The sequence below is a fragment of the uncultured Aquimarina sp. genome, from assembly GCF_947496855.1.
In the GTDB taxonomy this organism is placed as follows: Bacteria; Bacteroidota; Bacteroidia; order Flavobacteriales; family Flavobacteriaceae; genus Aquimarina.
On the sequence record NZ_CANMED010000010.1, the window covers coordinates 48,562 to 66,183 of the forward strand.

15 protein-coding genes are annotated in these 17,622 nt (G+C 31.6%); 9 read left to right on the forward strand and 6 right to left on the reverse strand.

From position 1 onward, the window contains the following. Positions 1–69 precede the first annotated feature (69 nt). Complete coding sequence (gene leuB, locus Q0921_RS24210; RefSeq protein ID WP_299261651.1) at positions 70–1,185, forward strand: 3-isopropylmalate dehydrogenase; 1,116 nt, start codon at positions 70–72, stop codon at positions 1,183–1,185. Positions 1,186–1,353: 168 nt separating this feature from the next. Here the strand turns inward: leuB and Q0921_RS24215 are convergent, their stop codons facing one another. After that, a complete protein-coding gene (locus tag Q0921_RS24215) occupies positions 1,354–2,214 on the reverse strand; it encodes a class I SAM-dependent methyltransferase (protein ID WP_299261653.1) in 861 nt (286 codons plus the stop codon). 194 nt (positions 2,215–2,408) lie between these two features. Between Q0921_RS24215 and Q0921_RS24220 the strand changes: the two genes are divergently transcribed. Further along, entirely contained in the window at positions 2,409–2,828 is a 420-nt protein-coding gene (locus tag Q0921_RS24220; protein ID WP_299261655.1) for a DUF4174 domain-containing protein, read from the forward strand. 92 nt (positions 2,829–2,920) lie between these two features. Here the strand turns inward: Q0921_RS24220 and Q0921_RS24225 are convergent, their stop codons facing one another. Both Q0921_RS24225 and Q0921_RS24230 read right to left on the reverse strand, forming a co-directional pair. Further along, positions 2,921–3,871, reverse strand: coding sequence for a phosphoribosylaminoimidazolesuccinocarboxamide synthase (locus Q0921_RS24225; protein ID WP_299261657.1), 951 nt, complete (start codon positions 3,869–3,871; stop codon positions 2,921–2,923). 90 nt (positions 3,872–3,961) lie between these two features. Then, positions 3,962–4,918: a PhoH family protein gene (locus tag Q0921_RS24230; protein WP_299261658.1), complete on the reverse strand. Its 957-nt coding sequence runs from the start codon at positions 4,916–4,918 to the stop codon at positions 3,962–3,964. Positions 4,919–5,200: 282 nt separating this feature from the next. Here Q0921_RS24230 and Q0921_RS24235 point away from each other — a divergent pair, with 282 nt between their 5' ends. The 3 genes from Q0921_RS24235 to gldG all read left to right on the forward strand — a co-directional run bounded on the left by Q0921_RS24235 (position 5,201) and on the right by gldG (position 9,045). Next, positions 5,201–6,031 carry an SAM-dependent chlorinase/fluorinase gene (locus Q0921_RS24235; protein ID WP_299261659.1) on the forward strand — a complete coding sequence of 277 codons (831 nt, stop codon included), beginning with the start codon at positions 5,201–5,203 and terminating at the stop codon, positions 6,029–6,031. Between the two features lie 258 nt (positions 6,032–6,289). Then, on the forward strand, positions 6,290–6,586 hold the full coding sequence (locus Q0921_RS24240) for a putative quinol monooxygenase (RefSeq protein ID WP_299261660.1): 297 nt from the start codon (positions 6,290–6,292) through the stop codon (positions 6,584–6,586). A gap of 59 nt (positions 6,587–6,645) precedes the next feature. Next, a complete protein-coding gene (gene gldG / locus Q0921_RS24245; protein WP_299261662.1) occupies positions 6,646–9,045 on the forward strand; it encodes a gliding motility-associated ABC transporter substrate-binding protein GldG in 2,400 nt (799 codons plus the stop codon). Positions 9,046–9,126: 81 nt separating this feature from the next. On the opposite strand, the gene Q0921_RS24250 is transcribed toward gldG, so the two are convergent. Then, positions 9,127–9,330: a hypothetical protein gene (locus Q0921_RS24250; RefSeq protein ID WP_299261664.1), complete on the reverse strand. Its 204-nt coding sequence runs from the start codon at positions 9,328–9,330 to the stop codon at positions 9,127–9,129. Between the two features lie 296 nt (positions 9,331–9,626). On the opposite strand from Q0921_RS24250, the gene Q0921_RS24255 reads away from it, so the two are divergent. Then, the gene (locus tag Q0921_RS24255) at positions 9,627–10,199 is read left to right on the forward strand and encodes a DUF1572 family protein (protein ID WP_299261666.1); all 573 of its coding nucleotides are present in this window, start codon (positions 9,627–9,629) and stop codon (positions 10,197–10,199) included. 84 nt (positions 10,200–10,283) lie between these two features. Here the strand turns inward: Q0921_RS24255 and Q0921_RS24260 are convergent, their stop codons facing one another. Then, on the reverse strand, positions 10,284–11,243 hold the full coding sequence (locus tag Q0921_RS24260) for a VPGUxxT family thioredoxin-like (seleno)protein, type 2 (protein ID WP_299261668.1): 960 nt from the start codon (positions 11,241–11,243) through the stop codon (positions 10,284–10,286). A gap of 374 nt (positions 11,244–11,617) precedes the next feature. Between Q0921_RS24260 and dnaN the strand changes: the two genes are divergently transcribed. The 3 genes from dnaN (at position 11,618) to Q0921_RS24275 (ending at position 14,391) form a co-directional block, all read left to right on the forward strand. After that, positions 11,618–12,736 carry a DNA polymerase III subunit beta gene (dnaN, locus tag Q0921_RS24265; RefSeq protein ID WP_299222945.1) on the forward strand — a complete coding sequence of 373 codons (1,119 nt, stop codon included), beginning with the start codon at positions 11,618–11,620 and terminating at the stop codon, positions 12,734–12,736. A gap of 216 nt (positions 12,737–12,952) precedes the next feature. Then, positions 12,953–13,522 (forward strand): Crp/Fnr family transcriptional regulator, encoded by a 570-nt coding sequence (locus Q0921_RS24270; protein ID WP_299261670.1) that lies wholly within the window; start codon positions 12,953–12,955, stop codon positions 13,520–13,522. A 92-nt stretch (positions 13,523–13,614) separates the two neighbouring features. Then, entirely contained in the window at positions 13,615–14,391 is a 777-nt protein-coding gene (locus tag Q0921_RS24275; protein WP_299261672.1) for a type 1 glutamine amidotransferase domain-containing protein, read from the forward strand. A 798-nt stretch (positions 14,392–15,189) separates the two neighbouring features. Here the strand turns inward: Q0921_RS24275 and Q0921_RS24280 are convergent. After that, on the reverse strand, positions 15,190–16,656 hold the full coding sequence (locus Q0921_RS24280; protein ID WP_299261674.1) for a hypothetical protein: 1,467 nt from the start codon (positions 16,654–16,656) through the stop codon (positions 15,190–15,192). Positions 16,657–17,622 lie beyond the last annotated feature (966 nt).

Here is a 17,622-nt window from a genome sequence, read left to right on the forward strand (position 1 = left end):
AATAAGAAAAACAAAATACAGAGCTAAGAAAACACTTAGACAAGCTCAGTGTGATATAATAAACTATTTATGAAACTAGAAATCGCTGTATTATCAGGAGACGGAATAGGACCAGAAGTAACTACTCAAGCCATAAAAGCATTAGATGCGATTGCTCACGCATTTGATCATACTTTTATTTTCAAAGAAGCATTAGTAGGTGCTATAGCTATTGATAAGACGGGTAATCCATTACCAGATGACACTCTACAGCTTTGTGCAAATACCGATGCTGTTCTTTTTGGCGCTATCGGTGATCCCAAATATGATAATGATCCTAGTGCAAAAGTACGTCCAGAACAAGGATTACTTCGTTTGCGTAAAGAGTTAGGGTTATATGCCAATATCAGACCTGTAAAAGCTTATGAAACTTTACTGGATAAATCCCCTCTAAAAAGAGAGATCATTACAGGAACGGATATCTCAATATATCGAGAACTTACTGGCGGTATCTATTTTGGGAGAAAACATCTAAACGAAGAAGGAACTGTAGCCTCAGATTTATGCGAATACTCTAAAGAAGAAATTGAACGCATATCACATCTTGCTTTTAAAGCGGCGCAAAACCGCAGAAAAAAGCTAACATTAGTGGATAAAGCGAACGTTTTAGAATCTTCACGTTTATGGAGGAAAGTAGTTACTGAAATTGCTACAGCGTATGAAGATGTAACTCTAGATTTCTTATTTGTTGATAATGCCGCAATGCAAATGATTCTTAATCCGAGTCAATTTGATGTAATCCTTACAGAAAATATGTTTGGAGATATTATTTCTGATGAAGCCAGTGTCATTGGCGGATCGATAGGTTTATTAGCTTCTGCTTCTGTTGGTAACACCTGCTGTATGTTCGAACCTATTCATGGGTCTTATCCACAAGCAACAGGGAAGGGAATTGCTAATCCGATTGCTGCTATTCTATCTGCTGCAATGTTGTTGGAACATTTCAATCTTATTGATGAAGCTAATTCGATCAAAAATGCTGTGGAAAAAGCATTAGAATTAAATCTTACTACTCCAGATCTTAATAACATCAATCCCCTAACTACAGAAAAAGTAGGCGATTTTATTTATGATTATATCCTTAATCCAGAAGATTCCAACATGAATTTCGAAAATATACACGTGGGACAATCTACGATCATATAGTATTCGTTATATCTTTTAAAATTTAGAATTAAAAATATTTCAATATCACATTGAGTTTGTCAAAGTGCAAATAAAAACGAAAATTTTTCTAGCCTTTGACTAACTCAGACTGACAATATAAAAAGCTATATCTAACACGCTTTATGTTAATATTTTTAGATATCTTTTTTATTTTCTTAGTATATAAATATCCTGATATTCATTATCGTCAGTACTTATGGTTTTCCAAAAACCATCTATTACATTTTCTACTTTCAGGTTACTTTCATCAATCATTCTTAATAAAAACTCATTTTTAAAAGCAACATTGGCTGATATTACATTTTTACTCATTAGTCTATAATTTCCCATTTCGAAGGGAAAGTTTAGATCTAATTCATTATTCAATATTTTTTGTTCGGTCTGATCGTCATATGTAAAAAAGGTTGCTAGACAACGTCCGCCTATTACTAATGTTCTTTCAATTTCTTTTAGATAATTAAACACTTCATCAGGTTGCATATGGGTAAACACTGAAAAAAGAAAACTTACATCAAATCGATTGGATGTATATGGGAACTTATAATTAGCTGCAGTATTCATTGAGTTATTATACAAGTCATTACCTAAATTCACATAAGTAAAACTAAAATTAGGAAAATCTCTGTGTATTTTATTATTGCACCATTCTATTCCCTCTTTAGTAACATCAAAGCCTTCATACGCTGCTTCTTTGTCTAAAAATTCTGTTAAAGGAAGAGCTGTTCTACCAATTCCAGATCCTATATCTAAAACATTATGATTTGGTTTTAAACCAGTTAGAAGAATTAATTTACTGAGATGACCTTTCCCTAATTTAATAAAATCCCCAGAACCAATAAATATTTTCCCTTTCCGTGGTTGATATTTATGCCTCCTTCCTAAAACTCCGTCAATAAGATCTATCGGGAAATAATATATTCTTCTAGCTAAAAACCTAAATCTTGTTGGAAGTAAATAAAAAACCTTTCTTATAACGGTTACTAATCCTTTTGGTAGGGTATGAATCATAATATCGAAGTTGTTCAATAACAACTGACAATATAATTAATAAAAGTTAATCTAGAAGCGCAAACAAAACTAAACACGTATTATAGAATTAAAAAAAATACAGCTTACAACTAATACTTAAAACGAATGCTATACTACCATCAAAAAGCATTCAAATGTTTTTAAGCTGGTTGCTTTTTTTGTACCTTTTTATTATGAAAAGTTTACTGTTTATTATTTTACTATTACCAATGACATCTTTCTCTCAAGATCTTGATAAACATCTATGGAAAGATCGTTTGTTATTAGTTATCGGAGATTCATATCAAAACCCTAACCTTATCAATCAACTTCAGGAATTAAACAACAACAAGCAGGATTTAAAAGAAAGAAAACTTATCATATATCAAATAATACGTACTTCCTTTCAACAAGGAATTCAAAAAAACACATCTACAAAAAAAAGTGCAGTTTATAAGAGGTATAATCCATTCAATGAAGACTTTAAAATCATCCTCATAGGATTAGATGGTAATATTAAACTAAAGTCAAATAAGGTTCTATCACCTTCTCAAATTTTTGACAAAATTGATAAAATGCCAATGCGCAAACTAGAATTGAGGACTAAGAATTAAACCTTAGTATACTATTTATATTGGATTCCAGATCAAGTGCGGAATGACATATGCTCCCGCTCTGCGATAGTTTTTGACTTCGCTATATAAAGTTAAACAGTCTTCAGATACGCTAACACATTCTCTTCTATTCTATTATCAATATCAGAAACATCAGCTTTCTCAAAAGAAGTACCAGTAATATTTTCGAATAATTCGATATACCGATCGGATACAGAATTGATATATTCATCAGTCATATCTGGAATTTGTTGCCCTTCTTTTCCCTGGAAACCATTACTTATCAACCATTGTCTTACAAATTCTTTAGACAGTTGTTTTTGAGCTTCGCCTTTTTGTTGCCTATCTTTATATCCTTCTGCATAAAAATAACGAGAAGAATCTGGCGTATGAATCTCATCAATTAAGACAATTTTTCCATCTTTAGTTTTTCCGAATTCGTATTTGGTATCCACCAAAATCAATCCTTGTTCCGCGGCAATCTCTGTTCCTCTCTGGAACAACTTTCTCGTATAATCTTCTAATACCAAATAATCTTTTTCAGAAACAATCCCTTTAGCCAAAATTTCTTCTCTAGAGATGTCCTCATCATGTTCTCCATTATCAGCCTTTGTAGAAGGAGTGATAATAGGCTGAGGGAATTTATCGTTCTCCTTCATTCCTGCTGGCATTGGCACACCACACAACATTCTTTTACCTGCTTTATATTCTCTTGCCGCGTGTCCAGATTGATATCCTCGAATTACCATCTCCACCTTAAAAGGATCACAAAGATGACCAACCGCTACATTAGCATCTGGAGTAGCGATCAACCAATTAGGAACCAAATCTTCGGTCGCTTTCATCATCTGAGTAGCAATCTGATTTAGTATTTGCCCTTTAAAAGGAATTCCTTTTGGCATTACCACATCAAACGCAGACAGGCGGTCTGTAGCGATCATGACTAGTAATTCGTCATTAATATTATATACTTCTCTTACTTTCCCTTTATAGACTGATTTCTGATCTGGAAAATTATAATTCGTGTCAACTATAGTACTCATTTTCTTTTAAGTTGCAAAGTATCTAAAAATCTAAGTAGCAAAGATGAAATTGTATCAAACTTGAACTTAAATCTATTTTCTTAATTAAAACTAATCGTTTCTATTTTCTATTTCTTTATAAGCAGCAATCACTTTTTTCACTAATTTATGACGGATCACATCCTTATCATCTAAGTGCACTACTCCGATTCCTGAAACTCCCTTTAATACTAACAAAGCTTCTTTTAAACCAGAAGTTACTCTACGCGGCAGATCAATCTGTCCCGGATCACCGGTAATCATAAATTTGGCATTCTTACCCATACGTGTCAGAAACATCTTCATTTGTGCATGGGTTGTGTTTTGAGCCTCGTCAAGAATAACAAAAGCATTGTCCAAAGTACGACCTCTCATAAATGCCATTGGAGCTATCTGTATAACTCCTTTTTCTATAAAACTCTCTAGTTTCTCTGGAGAAATCATATCACGTAATGCATCATATAATGGCTGCATATACGGATCCAATTTTTCTTGTAAATCCCCTGGAAGAAATCCAAGATTCTCTCCCGCTTCTACAGCTGGACGCGTAAGTATGATTCTTTTTACTTGTTTTTCTTTCAGCGCCTTTACAGCTAAAGCAACACCTGTATATGTTTTACCAGTTCCTGCAGGTCCAATAGCAAAAACCATATCGTTCTTATAAGTTAATTCTACTAACTTACGTTGATTAGCAGTCTGCGCTTTTATTAACTTGCCTCCTACTCCATGAACCAAGGTTTCTCCGCTAACTGCAGAAGTTTCATAATCAGCCTTGCTATCACTAGTAAGTATTCTTTCGATTACATTTTCATCCAGTTTATTATATTTTCCGAAATGTTCCAGAAGCATGTTAAGACGTGTATCAAATTCTTCCAGCATATCTTCATCGCCGTACACTTTCATTTTGCTACCTCTGGCTACAATTTTTAACTTCGGAAAGTATTTTTTTAATAATTGAATATTACTATTCTGAAGTCCGAAAAACTCCCGTGGATTGATTTCTGTCAGTTCAATAATAAGTTCGTTCAAAAGCTATAGAAATTTTAGTATGAATTGTTTTTTGGATTGACTAAGTTTGTTCTCCCAATAGCTATCGGGATTGTTTGAAGTTTTTGCCGGGGAATCAAAAATGAAAAACGTACTATAAAGTGTAACTTTTTTAAGATCATAAAAGATATTAAGTGGTCAAAAATGATAAACTCGTATGTTTTTATTACTAATTCCTTGATTCAAAAAAACTTTGAATAACTTCATAGCAAATTTACATATTTTTAAGCGCTTATAATTAAAAGATATTAACAATTCTTATAGATGCCAATAATAACTTTAACTACTGATTTCGGAATCAAAGATCACTTTGTGTCTGCGGTTAAAGGTGCTATCTATACGGAACTGCCGGAGGCTACTATTGTAGATATTTCTCACGAAATTTCGCCATTCCACATTATAGAAGCGGCTTATATTATTCAGAATGCCTATAAGAGCTTTCCAAAAGGAAGCATACATATTATAGGGATTGACAGTGAACTTAATCCTGAAAACAAACATATAGCCGTAAAGCTAGATGATCACTATTTTATCTGTGCTAATAATGGATTGATTTCTTTAATTGCTTCAGAGTTCAGACCAGAAAAAATTGTAGAAATCAATATACATGATGCTATTGGCACAAATTTTCCTGTATTAGATGTTTTTGTAACGGTAGCTTGCCACATTGCTCGTGGCGGAACACTAGAAGTTATTGGAAAGTCAATTACGGATATCAAATTAATAAAAGGAATTACTCCAATTGTCAATGTTGGAGACAAACAAATTGTAGGAAGTATTATCTATATTGATAACTACGGAAACCTTATTACGAATATTACCCGTAAACTTTTTGAAGATGTAGGAAAAGGACGAGAATTTAAAATTACCGCCAGGAGCGCTGTCTTCAGTACTATTTATGAACGATATAGTGATGCTATAAATTTTGATATTGAAAAAAGTAAGCGTGAAGAAGATGGAAAGAAACTAGCAGTCTTCAATTCGTCTGGATATTTAGAACTAGCCATTTATAAAAGTAATCCAAAAACTGTTGGTGGTGCTTCTAGTCTATTTGGATTACATTATCGTGATACTGTAAGTATTACTTTTGAGTAAATTAGTATTTGAGTATGTGAGTTCTTATGTGTTTTACCTGTTATCAATAGAACAATTAGGGCGTTTCCGCCTCTTTACAATAGGCGGTCGGGCTATTCGTTGTATCTTTTTTACTTGTTCGCGATACACCACATCAAAATGTGGTACTCGAACTGACGTAAAAAAGGATGTCACTGCTATCCCTAACGCAAAAAACTTTGTAGCTTTGAAACTTCAAAACTTTACAGCTTTAAGACTTTGAAAATTTAAAAAACTAAAATGATCATACGGATTGTAAAATTGGGGTTCATTCCAGAGCAAATAGATGCTTTTTTAGAGAATTTCCATCAGAATAAAGATAAAATTCGAAATTTCGAAGGTTGTTCACACTTAAAGTTGATACGAGATATCCATCACACAAACCAATTTTTCACCTACAGCCATTGGGAATCTGAAGAGCATCTCAATAACTACAGAAACTCTTCGTTATTTAAAGGTGTTTGGAGAAACACCAAAAAGAAATTTAACCAAAAACCTGAAGCTTGGAGTGTAGAACAAGTTTGGGGTTCGGAATAAATAGTTATTCATTTTATTTTTCTAAACCCCACAACCCATAACTCATAATTTTGTAAAGAATGCTAGCGATAATAAGAAAAGAAATAAATACATTTTTTGCCTCTTCTGTAGGATATTTAGTGATAGGACTATTCTTAGTACTTAACGGGCTCTTTTTATGGGTATTCAAAGGAGAGTTTAACATTCTAGACAGCGGTTTTGCTGATCTTTCTCCATTCTTTTTAATTGCACCATGGATCTTATTATTTTTAATTCCAGCAATAACCATGCGTAGCATTGCCGAGGAAAAAAAACAAGGTACTTTAGAACTTCTATTAACTCAGCCAATAAGGCATTGGCAATTAGTTTTAGGAAAATATATAGGAAGCCTTTTTCTTATAGTGATTGCTTTAATTCCTAGTTTATTGTACATAATTACTATTCATCAATTAGGGAATCCAGTAGGAAATCTCGATGTAGGTAGTACGATTGGATCTTACATTGCTCTTTTACTTCTTACTGCTTCCTATACAGCGATTGGTACTTTTTCATCATCAATAACAAATAATCAAATCGTAGCTTTTCTAATTAGTGTATTTCTTTGTTTTTTATTCTATTTTGGGTTTAGTGGATTAGCCAATTATCAATTATTGGGAGCTACGGATTATACTATAGAACAAATAGGAATTCAGTTGCATTATGAACGTATCAGCCAAGGGATATTGGATACTAGAGATATCATTTATTTCACAAGCATTATTGCACTTTTTATATTTTTAACTACTATTGTTTTAAAGAAAATTTCTAGAAAAAGCATTATAAAATTTGCTTCTTTCGCTGCTATTGCTGTTGTACTGGTCAATCTTGGCGGTAGCAGTTTTTATAGTCGTTTTGACCTAACTGCCGATCATCGTTTCACCCTTTCTGAAGCTACCGAAAACTTATTAGCCGAGGCAGAGGTTCCTATTTCAATTGATGTTTTATTAGAAGGTGATTTTCCATCTGAGTTTAGAAGATTACAAGGAGAGACAAAACAGATATTAGAAGAATTCAATGCGATTAATCCAAAAATACAGTATGTTTTCACCAATCCAATTGAAGAAGAGGAATTCAGAAAAGAGACCTTAGAAGAACTACAAAGACTAGGGCTTACTCCTATGGAAGTTAGTGTTCAGGAAAGCGGAAAAACAGCTATAGAAACTGTTGTTCCCTGGGCTATTATGAATTATCAGAACCGAAGTGTAAAAGTAGCCTTAGTAAAAAATACAATTGGAGCGACTACAGAAGAAAGGGTTAATAATTCTATCCAACAATTAGAATATGTTTTTGCCGATGCCTTAAAAAAATTGATTCATCCCAAAAAACACAAAATAGCCGTCATTAAAGGAAATGGACAATTACCTGATGTCAAAATAGCGGATTTCATTAAAACATTGCAAGAATATTACTTTGTTGGAGCTTTCACTTTGGATTCTGTGGCTTCAAACTCAGAAAAAACACTACAAGACTTACAAAAATTTGATCTTGTAATTAATGCTAAACCCACACAACCTTTTTCTGAAAACGAAAAATATGTATTAGATCAATTTATTATGGAGGGTGGTAAATCGCTGTGGTTAGTAGAGTCTGTCGCTATGGAAATTGATAGTTTATTCAATCCACAATCACAAGGAACAGCAGTAGCTTTTATGCAAGACCTTAGCTTAGGAGATATATTATTCTCTTATGGAGTACGAATCAATCCTGTTTTGGTAAATGACCTCTACTCTGCTCCACTAATGCTTGCTTCCGGTCAAGGAAATGACACTCAATTCACACCACACCCTTGGTTTTATTCTTCATTAACCAAAAGTACTAGTAATCACCCTATTGTCAAAAATATAGAATCTGTAAAATTCGAATTTTCAAACCAAATAGATACTTTAAAAAATGAGCTGACTAAAACCATATTATTAACCAGTTCTGAACGATCAAAATTAGAAGGGATTCCAATAGAAATAAGGTTAGATAATATTATTGGTCAGAAACCTGATATTGCAAGTTATATAGACGGTAATCATAACCTCGCAGTTTTATTAGAAGGTAACTTTAAATCTGCATACAAAGATCGTGTAAAACCTTTTAAGCTTGATAATGCTAAGAACGTAAGTTCAGCAACTAAAATGGTAGTAATTGCAGATGGAGATGTTATGAAAAATGGAATTAGAAAAGGTAGACCAATTACATTAGGATATGATCCTTACCTAAATCTACAATACGGAAACAAGGAATTTTTATTAAATACAGTAAACTATCTACTAGATGACTCTGGATTAACAGAAGTAAGAGGAAAAGAAATAAACATTGCTTTTCTTAATATCGAAAAAGTATTAAAAAAACGCACTTTCTGGCAAGTTATCAATATTATTATACCATTATTGATTCTTGGCTTGTTTGGGGTTGCATTCGCTTTTATTAGAAAGAGAAAATATCAAAAATAACTTTAATTTTTTTTAAGATATTTTAATCGATAAGAAAACCCAAAAAAGAGTTTTCTTATCGCAGGAATTTATTTTCCTCAATTAAATACAGCACTTTTCATTTCGAATATTGCCAAAACAAACTGCTCCACTAGGAGAAGGAACTGCGCAAAATCTCCCTAAAACATCTGACAAATAAATATCATAGCACCCTCCCTCACAATCCGATAAGACTGGCATCCCACCTTTGATTTCTTTTTGAGAAGACTTTGATAATTTCTGAGCGCCTGGAATTGAATTAATCATTTTTTTTATAATAAAGGTTTTAAGAATTAAAATTCAATAAATTGATTGATACTTATTCGATAAGTATTAACAAAAATATTCCCTTTTAAAATTACAACCAAAATATTATTAAAATGTTATAATTCTGTTATTTAACTAAATAAAAAGATGGATTAATTTCATTTTTACCCTCTACAAATATGAAGTTTCATTCTCATCCTGAGACATCTTCTTTTGTAATTAAACAATATGTTTTCTCAACTAAAAGATCCAGAATCATTTCGAAATTGCTTATATTAAAGAACTAAACCGCAACAATGAATGCAACTACTTATTTAGAAGGAATAAAAAAGCAGTTTCTTTATTATAAATCTTTAGGAGAGAAAACAATTGATCAAGTCTCTAATGATGATCTCCTATTTTGGCAGTATAATGACGATAGTAATAGTATTGCGATAATCGTAAAACACCTTTGGGGTAATATGAAATCTCGTTGGAAAGATTTTCTTACATCAGACGGAGAAAAGGAATGGAGAGCACGCGATGCAGAATTCGAAAATGACATCAAAACCAAAGAAGAATTATTAGTCAAATGGAACGAAGGTTGGCAATGCCTATTTGAAGCTTTGGATAGCGTAAATGAAACTAATTTTAATCAACCAATTTACATCCGAAATATTGAACATAGTATTACTGAAGCAATCAATCGACAATTAGCACATTATTCCTATCATATTGGGCAAATTGTGTTTCTGGGAAAAATGATTTGTAATGAGCATTGGAAATCGTTATCCATTGCAAAAGGAAAATCCAGTTCCTATAATGAAAAACGTTTTGCACAACCAAAACACAAAGCACATTATACAGATAAATTGATAAAAGATGAATAAACATAGTGAGAGACGATTCTTATAAAAAAATATTATAAATGATTCGTTTATACTACTACAAGTATTGTGTTAGATTGCTTCTTGTTACTCATTTTTTTTAGTCCAAGCTTCGACAAAATTTGCATGTAACAATACTTCATTATTATTGTTTTTAATTTTCTTAAACCATTTTAACTGTTTAGGACTCAAGAAATGTGCTGTAGCTTTGCCCTCACCCAAAGCACTGTTAATTTTTGTTTGCTGAAGCTTTGTTAATGGTATGTATTTAAATTTTGTTTGCTGTAAATAATAATGTAAATCTTTTGGTGAAGATCGATACGGTTGTTCATTATCAACTAAAGTCATCCCATTAGATTTCGCATACGCATCTAATCCTTTTTTGGTCAACTCCTTAGCGTCATAGGTGACTTCTACTACTTCACTATGGTTTATAAAACCTGATTCTGTATTTAATACAGTTGGTAATTTACCCAACTGTTTTTCGCCAGACCAGAAACAGGACATTTTATAATAAGCTTTATCAGTTTTCTTTGCTGACAACTCTTGTTCTAATAAATTAATATATTCAGGAATTTTTCTTCCTTTTTCTGTTAGAGCTTGCTGCATACTCTTACATAAACGCAACGCAGAATAGTCATTTCCAATACGATTTATAACATCATTACCATTACTATTAACAATGCGTACCACAGGATTATTCCAACTAGGTTCTTTATATTTACTGAGTACTTGTGCATCTTTACCTCCTTTGTTATTGAATATAGCCAACGGTACAAATGAATTTTCTATAGCCTCAACCATAAGAGGATGACTTAAAACATTATGTCCATAATTTCTACAAGTACTGCACCCCGGGACTTCCTGAAATAAAATTAGCACATCTTTATTTTTTTTTCTGGCAAGTGCTACCGCATCATCATAATCCCGTAGCCATCGCACTTTTCCTAGTTCTTCATTTTGATTATAAGGATCAGTAGTTTTCTGAGCTAGAAGCAGGTTACCTGTAACCAGCATGAATATTATAAATTGAATTTTGAATGTCATAATTATCTTAGCAAAAATTTTACCACATCAGTCGATATTTCTAGCAAAAACTAACAAAAACTTCTCGCGAATAACATCTTATAATTTTATCCTCAATTGAAAAACATCATAAATTTATATACTTTTTTTTCTATTTTGAATACAAACACACTTCCGAAAGACCTCACATTAATAAATGATTTATTTTTAAGAATCTTCTTATTAGATTAAACCTAACAACTACATCTAATCAAACATAGTCAATAACTCCTAGCCGTTTGTTAATAACTAACGTTTTTAGCATAACGAAATCCTTGTAGATTACAATTATATTTGCGTAAGCTATTAAACGATAGCCACTGTAAAAACAGTACTAATCTAAAAAAATTAAACGGGTGAAATTTATAGTTTCCAGTTCGTATTTATTAAAACAACTTCAGGTATTGGGTGGAGTTATCAATAACAGTAATACTTTACCGATTTTAGATAACTTTTTATTCGAATTAGACAATAACTCCTTAACCGTTTCTGCCTCTGACTTAGAGACTACTATGTCGGCTAAATTAGAAGTAGAGTCTTCTGATGAAGGAATCATTGCTGTACCTGCAAAGTTATTATTAGAAACATTAAAAACGTTTCCTGAACAACCTCTTACGTTTGTAGCAGGAGATAATAATACTATAGAAATAAGTTCTAATCACGGTAAATATGCACTAGCATATGCAGATGGAGAAGAATTCCCTAAAGCGGTAGAACTAGAAGATCCAAGCTCAACAACACTATTAGGAGATATTTTAGCAACCGCGATTAGCAAAACTATTTTTGCTACAGGTAATGATGATCTTAGACCTGTAATGAGTGGTGTGTTTTTTCAGTTCTCTACAGAGAGCTTAACTTTTGTAGCTACTGATGCTCATAAATTAGTAAAGTATTCTCGTGAAGATGTGCAAGCTTCTCAAGCTGCAGAATTTATTATGCCAAAAAAGCCATTAAACCTTCTTAAAGGTATATTAGCTGGCAGCGATACAGAAGTATTGATTGAATACAATGAATCTAATGCTAAGTTCACCTTTGATGAAACACAATTGATTTGTAGATTGATTGATGGTAAATACCCTAATTACGAAGCAGTAATCCCTAAAGAGAATCCAAATAAATTAACTATTGCTCGTAATCAATTTCTTAACTCTGTTCGTAGGGTTTCTATTTTCTCTAATAAAACAACACACCAAATCCGATTAAAAATCGCTGGTGCAGAATTGAATATATCTGCAGAAGATATCGATTATTCTAATAAAGCAGAAGAACGTCTGACTTGCGATTATCAAGGTGATGATATGCAAATAGGGTTTAACTCTCGTTTCTTAAGTGAAATGCTAAACAATCTTAATGCAGATGATGTACAATTAGAAATGTCTCTACCAAATAGAGCAGGAATCCTTACACCTACGGATGGATTGGATGAAGGAGAAACCGTTACAATGCTGGTTATGCCGGTGATGTTAAATAACTAAACATATATATTACTTAATTGATAAGAATAATAGAATCCAATCGCATTACTGTGATTGGATTTTTTACTTATTAATAATCATTACGATAACGTACATTCTAAAAACGAATTTAGTAGGTAAAGGAATTTCTTTTATACTTTTACACAACAGAAAATCTATTCCTATCTAAGTAGCTCAAAGTTTTGCATAAAACTGTTGCTAAGTAATTACATTCATATGAACTTCGAAGAAATTTTTAAAGGTTTACTACTAAGCGAAGAAGATAAAAAAATAATTAGTGGCAAGCTGAAAAAAATAAAGGTTAAAAAAGGAGAAATTTTACTATACCCAAAAGACACAGCCTATTTTCAATACTATGTAGAACAAGGATGTTTACGTTCATTTTTTACAGATAAATCTGCAAAGGAGCATACTATACAATTTGCAATTACAGATTGGTGGATCGGTGATTACACCGCATTTTTCAAAAAGGAAAAAGCAATTCTTCAGATTGAATGTATTCAGGATGCATCTCTTTTTAGGCTTTCTAGAGATGATATGAATGAAATTTTTAATAAAATCCCCAGTATAGAACGCTATTTTAGAATCAAAACCGAATCTTACATTGGTTCTTTTCAGAAGAGAATTATAGGCGACCTATCTAAAACAGCAAAAGAGCAGTATATTGATTTTGTCAATACCTACTCAAATATAGAACAGCTGGTTAAAAACTACCATATTGCTTCTTACCTAGGAATTACATCAGAAAGTCTAAGTAGAGTACGAAAAGAGATTACCAGAAATTAATTTCTTTTCTTACCATAGATCATTTTTTTACGTTTTAAGTTGCCTTAATTTTGGTCCTATAAATAATATAAATATTAATTAGAGGATTATAAATGAAAAAAATCATAGGAATAGCAACAGCTATAATACTATTTGCTTCGTGTGGAAAAAACACAGAGACCAAAGAAACGACTAAAAAAACAGATCCCATGAAAAAAGTGTTATTCGTATTAACCAGTCATAGTGATTTAGGAAATACAGGAGAGAAAACAGGGTTTTGGATAGAAGAATTTGCATCACCTTATTATTTTTTAAAAGATAAAGGTATGGAGATAACTATTGCATCTCCGAAAGGAGGACAGCCGCCAATTGATCCAAAAAGTGAATTACCCGATTTCCAAACACCTGCAACTAAAAGATTTAATGCAGATCAAGAAACACAAACTATTCTTGCTAATACTGTCAAACTTGCTAACATCAATGCGAATGATTATGATGCAGTTTTTTACCCAGGAGGTCACGGTCCTTTATGGGATTTAGCCGAAGACAAAAACTCTATAGCATTAATTGAAGCTTTCTATAATCAAAACAAACCTGTAGCCGCTGTATGTCATGCTCCTGCCATTTTTAAGAATACTAAGGGAGCTAACGGAGCGCCTTTAGTAAAAGGTAAAAAAGTAACTGGATTTTCTAATACGGAAGAAGAAGCTGTTCAATTAACAGAAATAGTGCCTTTTCTTGTAGAAGACATGTTAACAGCTAATGGAGGTACGTATTCTAAAGAAGCTGATTGGAGTCCTTATGTTGTAGAAGATGGATTATTAATTACTGGTCAGAACCCTGCTTCATCAGAGCTTGTAGCTGAGAAATTGTTGCTACAACTGAAGTAATCCTATTCACAATTTTACTTTATAGTAAATTCAGAAGTATACTAGGTATTACACAAACTCATATCCATACACGACATCAAATACAAAAGCGCAAAACTAACTAGTTTGCGCTTTTGTAATATTTTTATACTCTTTTATCTAAGTTCAATCGATCCCAAATTAAAAGAATCTATAATAATGACAGAAGAAGAAAAACGAAGTTATTTTTGCCATACACACACCAACTTGTTTTCTCAAGGTAAATGTCATAATTGCTATAAAGGTATGTATCATACTTGTTTAAACAACAATTCTACTATTCGTCCAGATTGTATAAAAACACAGTTTTAACAGGAGATCACTATAAAAATCAAAAAAGAAATAAGCTATATTCTTTCTATAGATTTAGGAGTTACTCTATTATTCCACATATACCAATGCTATACAATTTCTGGGATATACACTAGTTTCATTTTTTTTAGAAAGTCTTTTATATGTCCCTCTTGCTACTTTGACCGCCATAAGTGCATATTATATGTATAGTGAAGTTACTATTATCAGAGATGTTAGTAAATCCCTTTTATTGGAGGAAAATTTACTCTTTTATTAATCATCATAAGTCTGGTTATAGGAATTCCACTATTATACTTACTTTATAAAATAGCAATATTTCTAAAGTATCGGTTATTTTCTTAAAAACGAATAGCTTTAAGTAGTTACTTATAAGCTTACAAATAAAAATGATCCTTCAAAATCAATACTATCGTTTAGCATTGAGAAAAAGGATCATCTTCCACTTATAGAACCTAATCAATTTTGTTAATTTCTGTAGTTCATTAAACATTGTACTTTGTTCTCTACATGAAACTTATTGCTCTGCCAAACAGGAATATTCACTTGTCCAGGTTTCACAACGGGTAATTTTTCCTTTACTTTTGAAATAGTATTTATCTTTTCTACAGCTTCAGCATATCTTTTATCTATAAATACTGAAGCACCTCTATAAACATCAATCATATTACGCTGCAGTTCGTCCTTTCTTTTTCGGATAATAGTAATATCCACATTACCATTATTAAGATCTATTAATAATGATTGCCACTCTTCTTTTATCAAAAATGTACGTAAAGCAGATTGCTTATGTTTTATTGAGATATCTCTTAAATTATATTTTTGAAAATATAAAGTAACCAGAAATATTACCGAGGACACCACAAATAAGACTAATCCAAGATCGAAATATTCTGTAAATCCAATAATTAAAACTCCCAAAACAATAAGTAATGCCATAAGAATCTGAAGTCCTTTAAAAGTCATTAACTTTTGGTTTAAAATTCGAATACATTCTTTTTGTTCCATGTGCAGAGATACTGTCTTTTCATGCAGTTTCTTTATTTGCGATTTTATTCTTACCGATTCCGGAAATTTATGACCAAAAACTTCTCTCCATTTTTGTCTTGAAACCCATTTTTTTCCAGATGCCTCAAGTTTTATAGCATTTTCAACCTTAAAATACGCAATAATGGCTTTACATTTTAAATTTTCAGTGTTATGCATTTTTTGTCCATTTTCTGCATCATTGCATATTACTTTTAGCGCCTGTTGACTCATTAGAAATTTAAAAAAGTCTAAACACATAACATCAAACTGCAAATATGATTCATAGTTCTTATTAGTAGATAATAAAAATTCATATGCCAATGTATCTATCAAAACATCTTTGATTTTTACTTTACAGTTTTGTTTCCAGGCTTTGGCCATTTTACATAATTTCCGGAGATTATAATTAACAGTTTTATCAACAACCTTCATAGCCTCTTGTAAAAATATGGGCTTATTAACATTCCAGCTACCATTTGCGTTCGCAAAAATATAACCTCCTCCATCCTTAATAAAACCAGGAAATACATTAAAACACATTCTATCAGAAAATCTAATGCTTATTGCTTGTTTTTCTTTATTAATACTAGTTTTAGGATATATAGTAGCTATTGACCTTCGCACATCTTCTAGGAATCTTGCTTGAAAATTTCCTCCACATTCTTCATACTCAATCAGCAAATTAGACGGCATTTCAAAGATCATATCGATCTCTTGGATGCCGTCATTTGCGGTTTCTCTTCCATAGCAACCTATATAAATACTACCATAATTAGTATCTATATTCCAAAAATCATTATTCAATTTTTTATTTATTGAATTGTAACGTAATGAAATAATTGATCTCTTTTTATCAGAAATCTTCAGTTCATCACAAAACATATTAAAATTAGCAGATATACTCATCCGTCCTAAATATTTTAAGATATCATTGGGCACACAACCCTATTGACTATTATATTAATAATTTATTTCCCCACATCAGGACTGAATGCTTGAAGTAGCTCAGTCTGGAAACGATTATCTATGCTGACAAACAATAGTTATCAGACGTATTCATATTAGTATCTAACTCAATATCCGTGTGGGGTAGTTATGAGTAGCTAATAATTCTTATCAAATAATCGTTGAGTGGTAAGTCTCCAAATTAATTCAAAACTATATCCGAATTAATCGGTTTTAAGAGCACATTTAATTAACAAAAGAAAACTTATAATGTGATAAAAAGTTAACTATTCAAAAGTATTTTTTTCATGTCATTTTTATTTTGGGATTATTAAAAAATTTAACAATGAGCGCTTTACAAATTTTCTTAACTCTAATGTACAAACAAAAATGAAAAACATATTGCGCTAAAACCATAATAATAATACGCCTAAAATTGCAAAAAGAACATGAAGTATTGAAAAACCTATAGACAAGACAAGGAATTACCCTACAAATGATTGTTAAAAAAATTTTATTTTAACATTTAAACCTTTAAAAAACTGTTTTTCATCGTAAAATACTAGTAATTAACTATTAATTTTGAAGGGAATTTGCACTTTTTAATGAATATTTTACAATGGAATTACTCAAAATCTACCTATAAACAATAAATCAAAAACAAAAAGACGGAAAATTCCCTCTTTTTTTGCATATAGAAAATAAAAACATCAGGTGCATATTTATGAAGCTTTATACCTTGAAATTATTATTGAATATATTTCACTGTACTTTTTTTCAAATCTCTTTAGGAATATTGTTTCTAGAATATTCTATTAGATTATATATAAGAAAGTATTAATTGGAAAATATTAATATATAAAATCATGTAGATACCTCATTCTAAAAAAATATCAAAAAAAATCCCCACTTATTAAAAAGTGGGGT

Bases quoted from the DNA above. Each gene is read 5' to 3' on its own strand.
- leuB (WP_299261651.1), top strand. From the start codon at position 70: ATGAAACTAGAAATCGCTGTATTATCAGGAGACGGAATAGGACCAGAA.
- Q0921_RS24215 (WP_299261653.1), bottom strand. From the start codon at position 2,214: ATGATTCATACCCTACCAAAAGGATTAGTAACCGTTATAAGAAAGGTT.
- Q0921_RS24220 (WP_299261655.1), top strand. From the start codon at position 2,409: ATGAAAAGTTTACTGTTTATTATTTTACTATTACCAATGACATCTTTC.
- Q0921_RS24225 (WP_299261657.1), bottom strand. From the start codon at position 3,871: ATGAGTACTATAGTTGACACGAATTATAATTTTCCAGATCAGAAATCA.
- Q0921_RS24235 (WP_299261659.1), top strand. From the start codon at position 5,201: ATGCCAATAATAACTTTAACTACTGATTTCGGAATCAAAGATCACTTT.
- Q0921_RS24240 (WP_299261660.1), top strand. From the start codon at position 6,290: ATGATCATACGGATTGTAAAATTGGGGTTCATTCCAGAGCAAATAGAT.
- gldG (WP_299261662.1), top strand. From the start codon at position 6,646: ATGCTAGCGATAATAAGAAAAGAAATAAATACATTTTTTGCCTCTTCT.
- Q0921_RS24250 (WP_299261664.1), bottom strand. From the start codon at position 9,330: ATGATTAATTCAATTCCAGGCGCTCAGAAATTATCAAAGTCTTCTCAA.
- Q0921_RS24255 (WP_299261666.1), top strand. From the start codon at position 9,627: ATGAATGCAACTACTTATTTAGAAGGAATAAAAAAGCAGTTTCTTTAT.
- Q0921_RS24260 (WP_299261668.1), bottom strand. From the start codon at position 11,243: ATGACATTCAAAATTCAATTTATAATATTCATGCTGGTTACAGGTAAC.
- Q0921_RS24270 (WP_299261670.1), top strand. From the start codon at position 12,953: ATGAACTTCGAAGAAATTTTTAAAGGTTTACTACTAAGCGAAGAAGAT.
- Q0921_RS24275 (WP_299261672.1), top strand. From the start codon at position 13,615: ATGAAAAAAATCATAGGAATAGCAACAGCTATAATACTATTTGCTTCG.
- Q0921_RS24280 (WP_299261674.1), bottom strand. From the start codon at position 16,656: ATGAGTATATCTGCTAATTTTAATATGTTTTGTGATGAACTGAAGATT.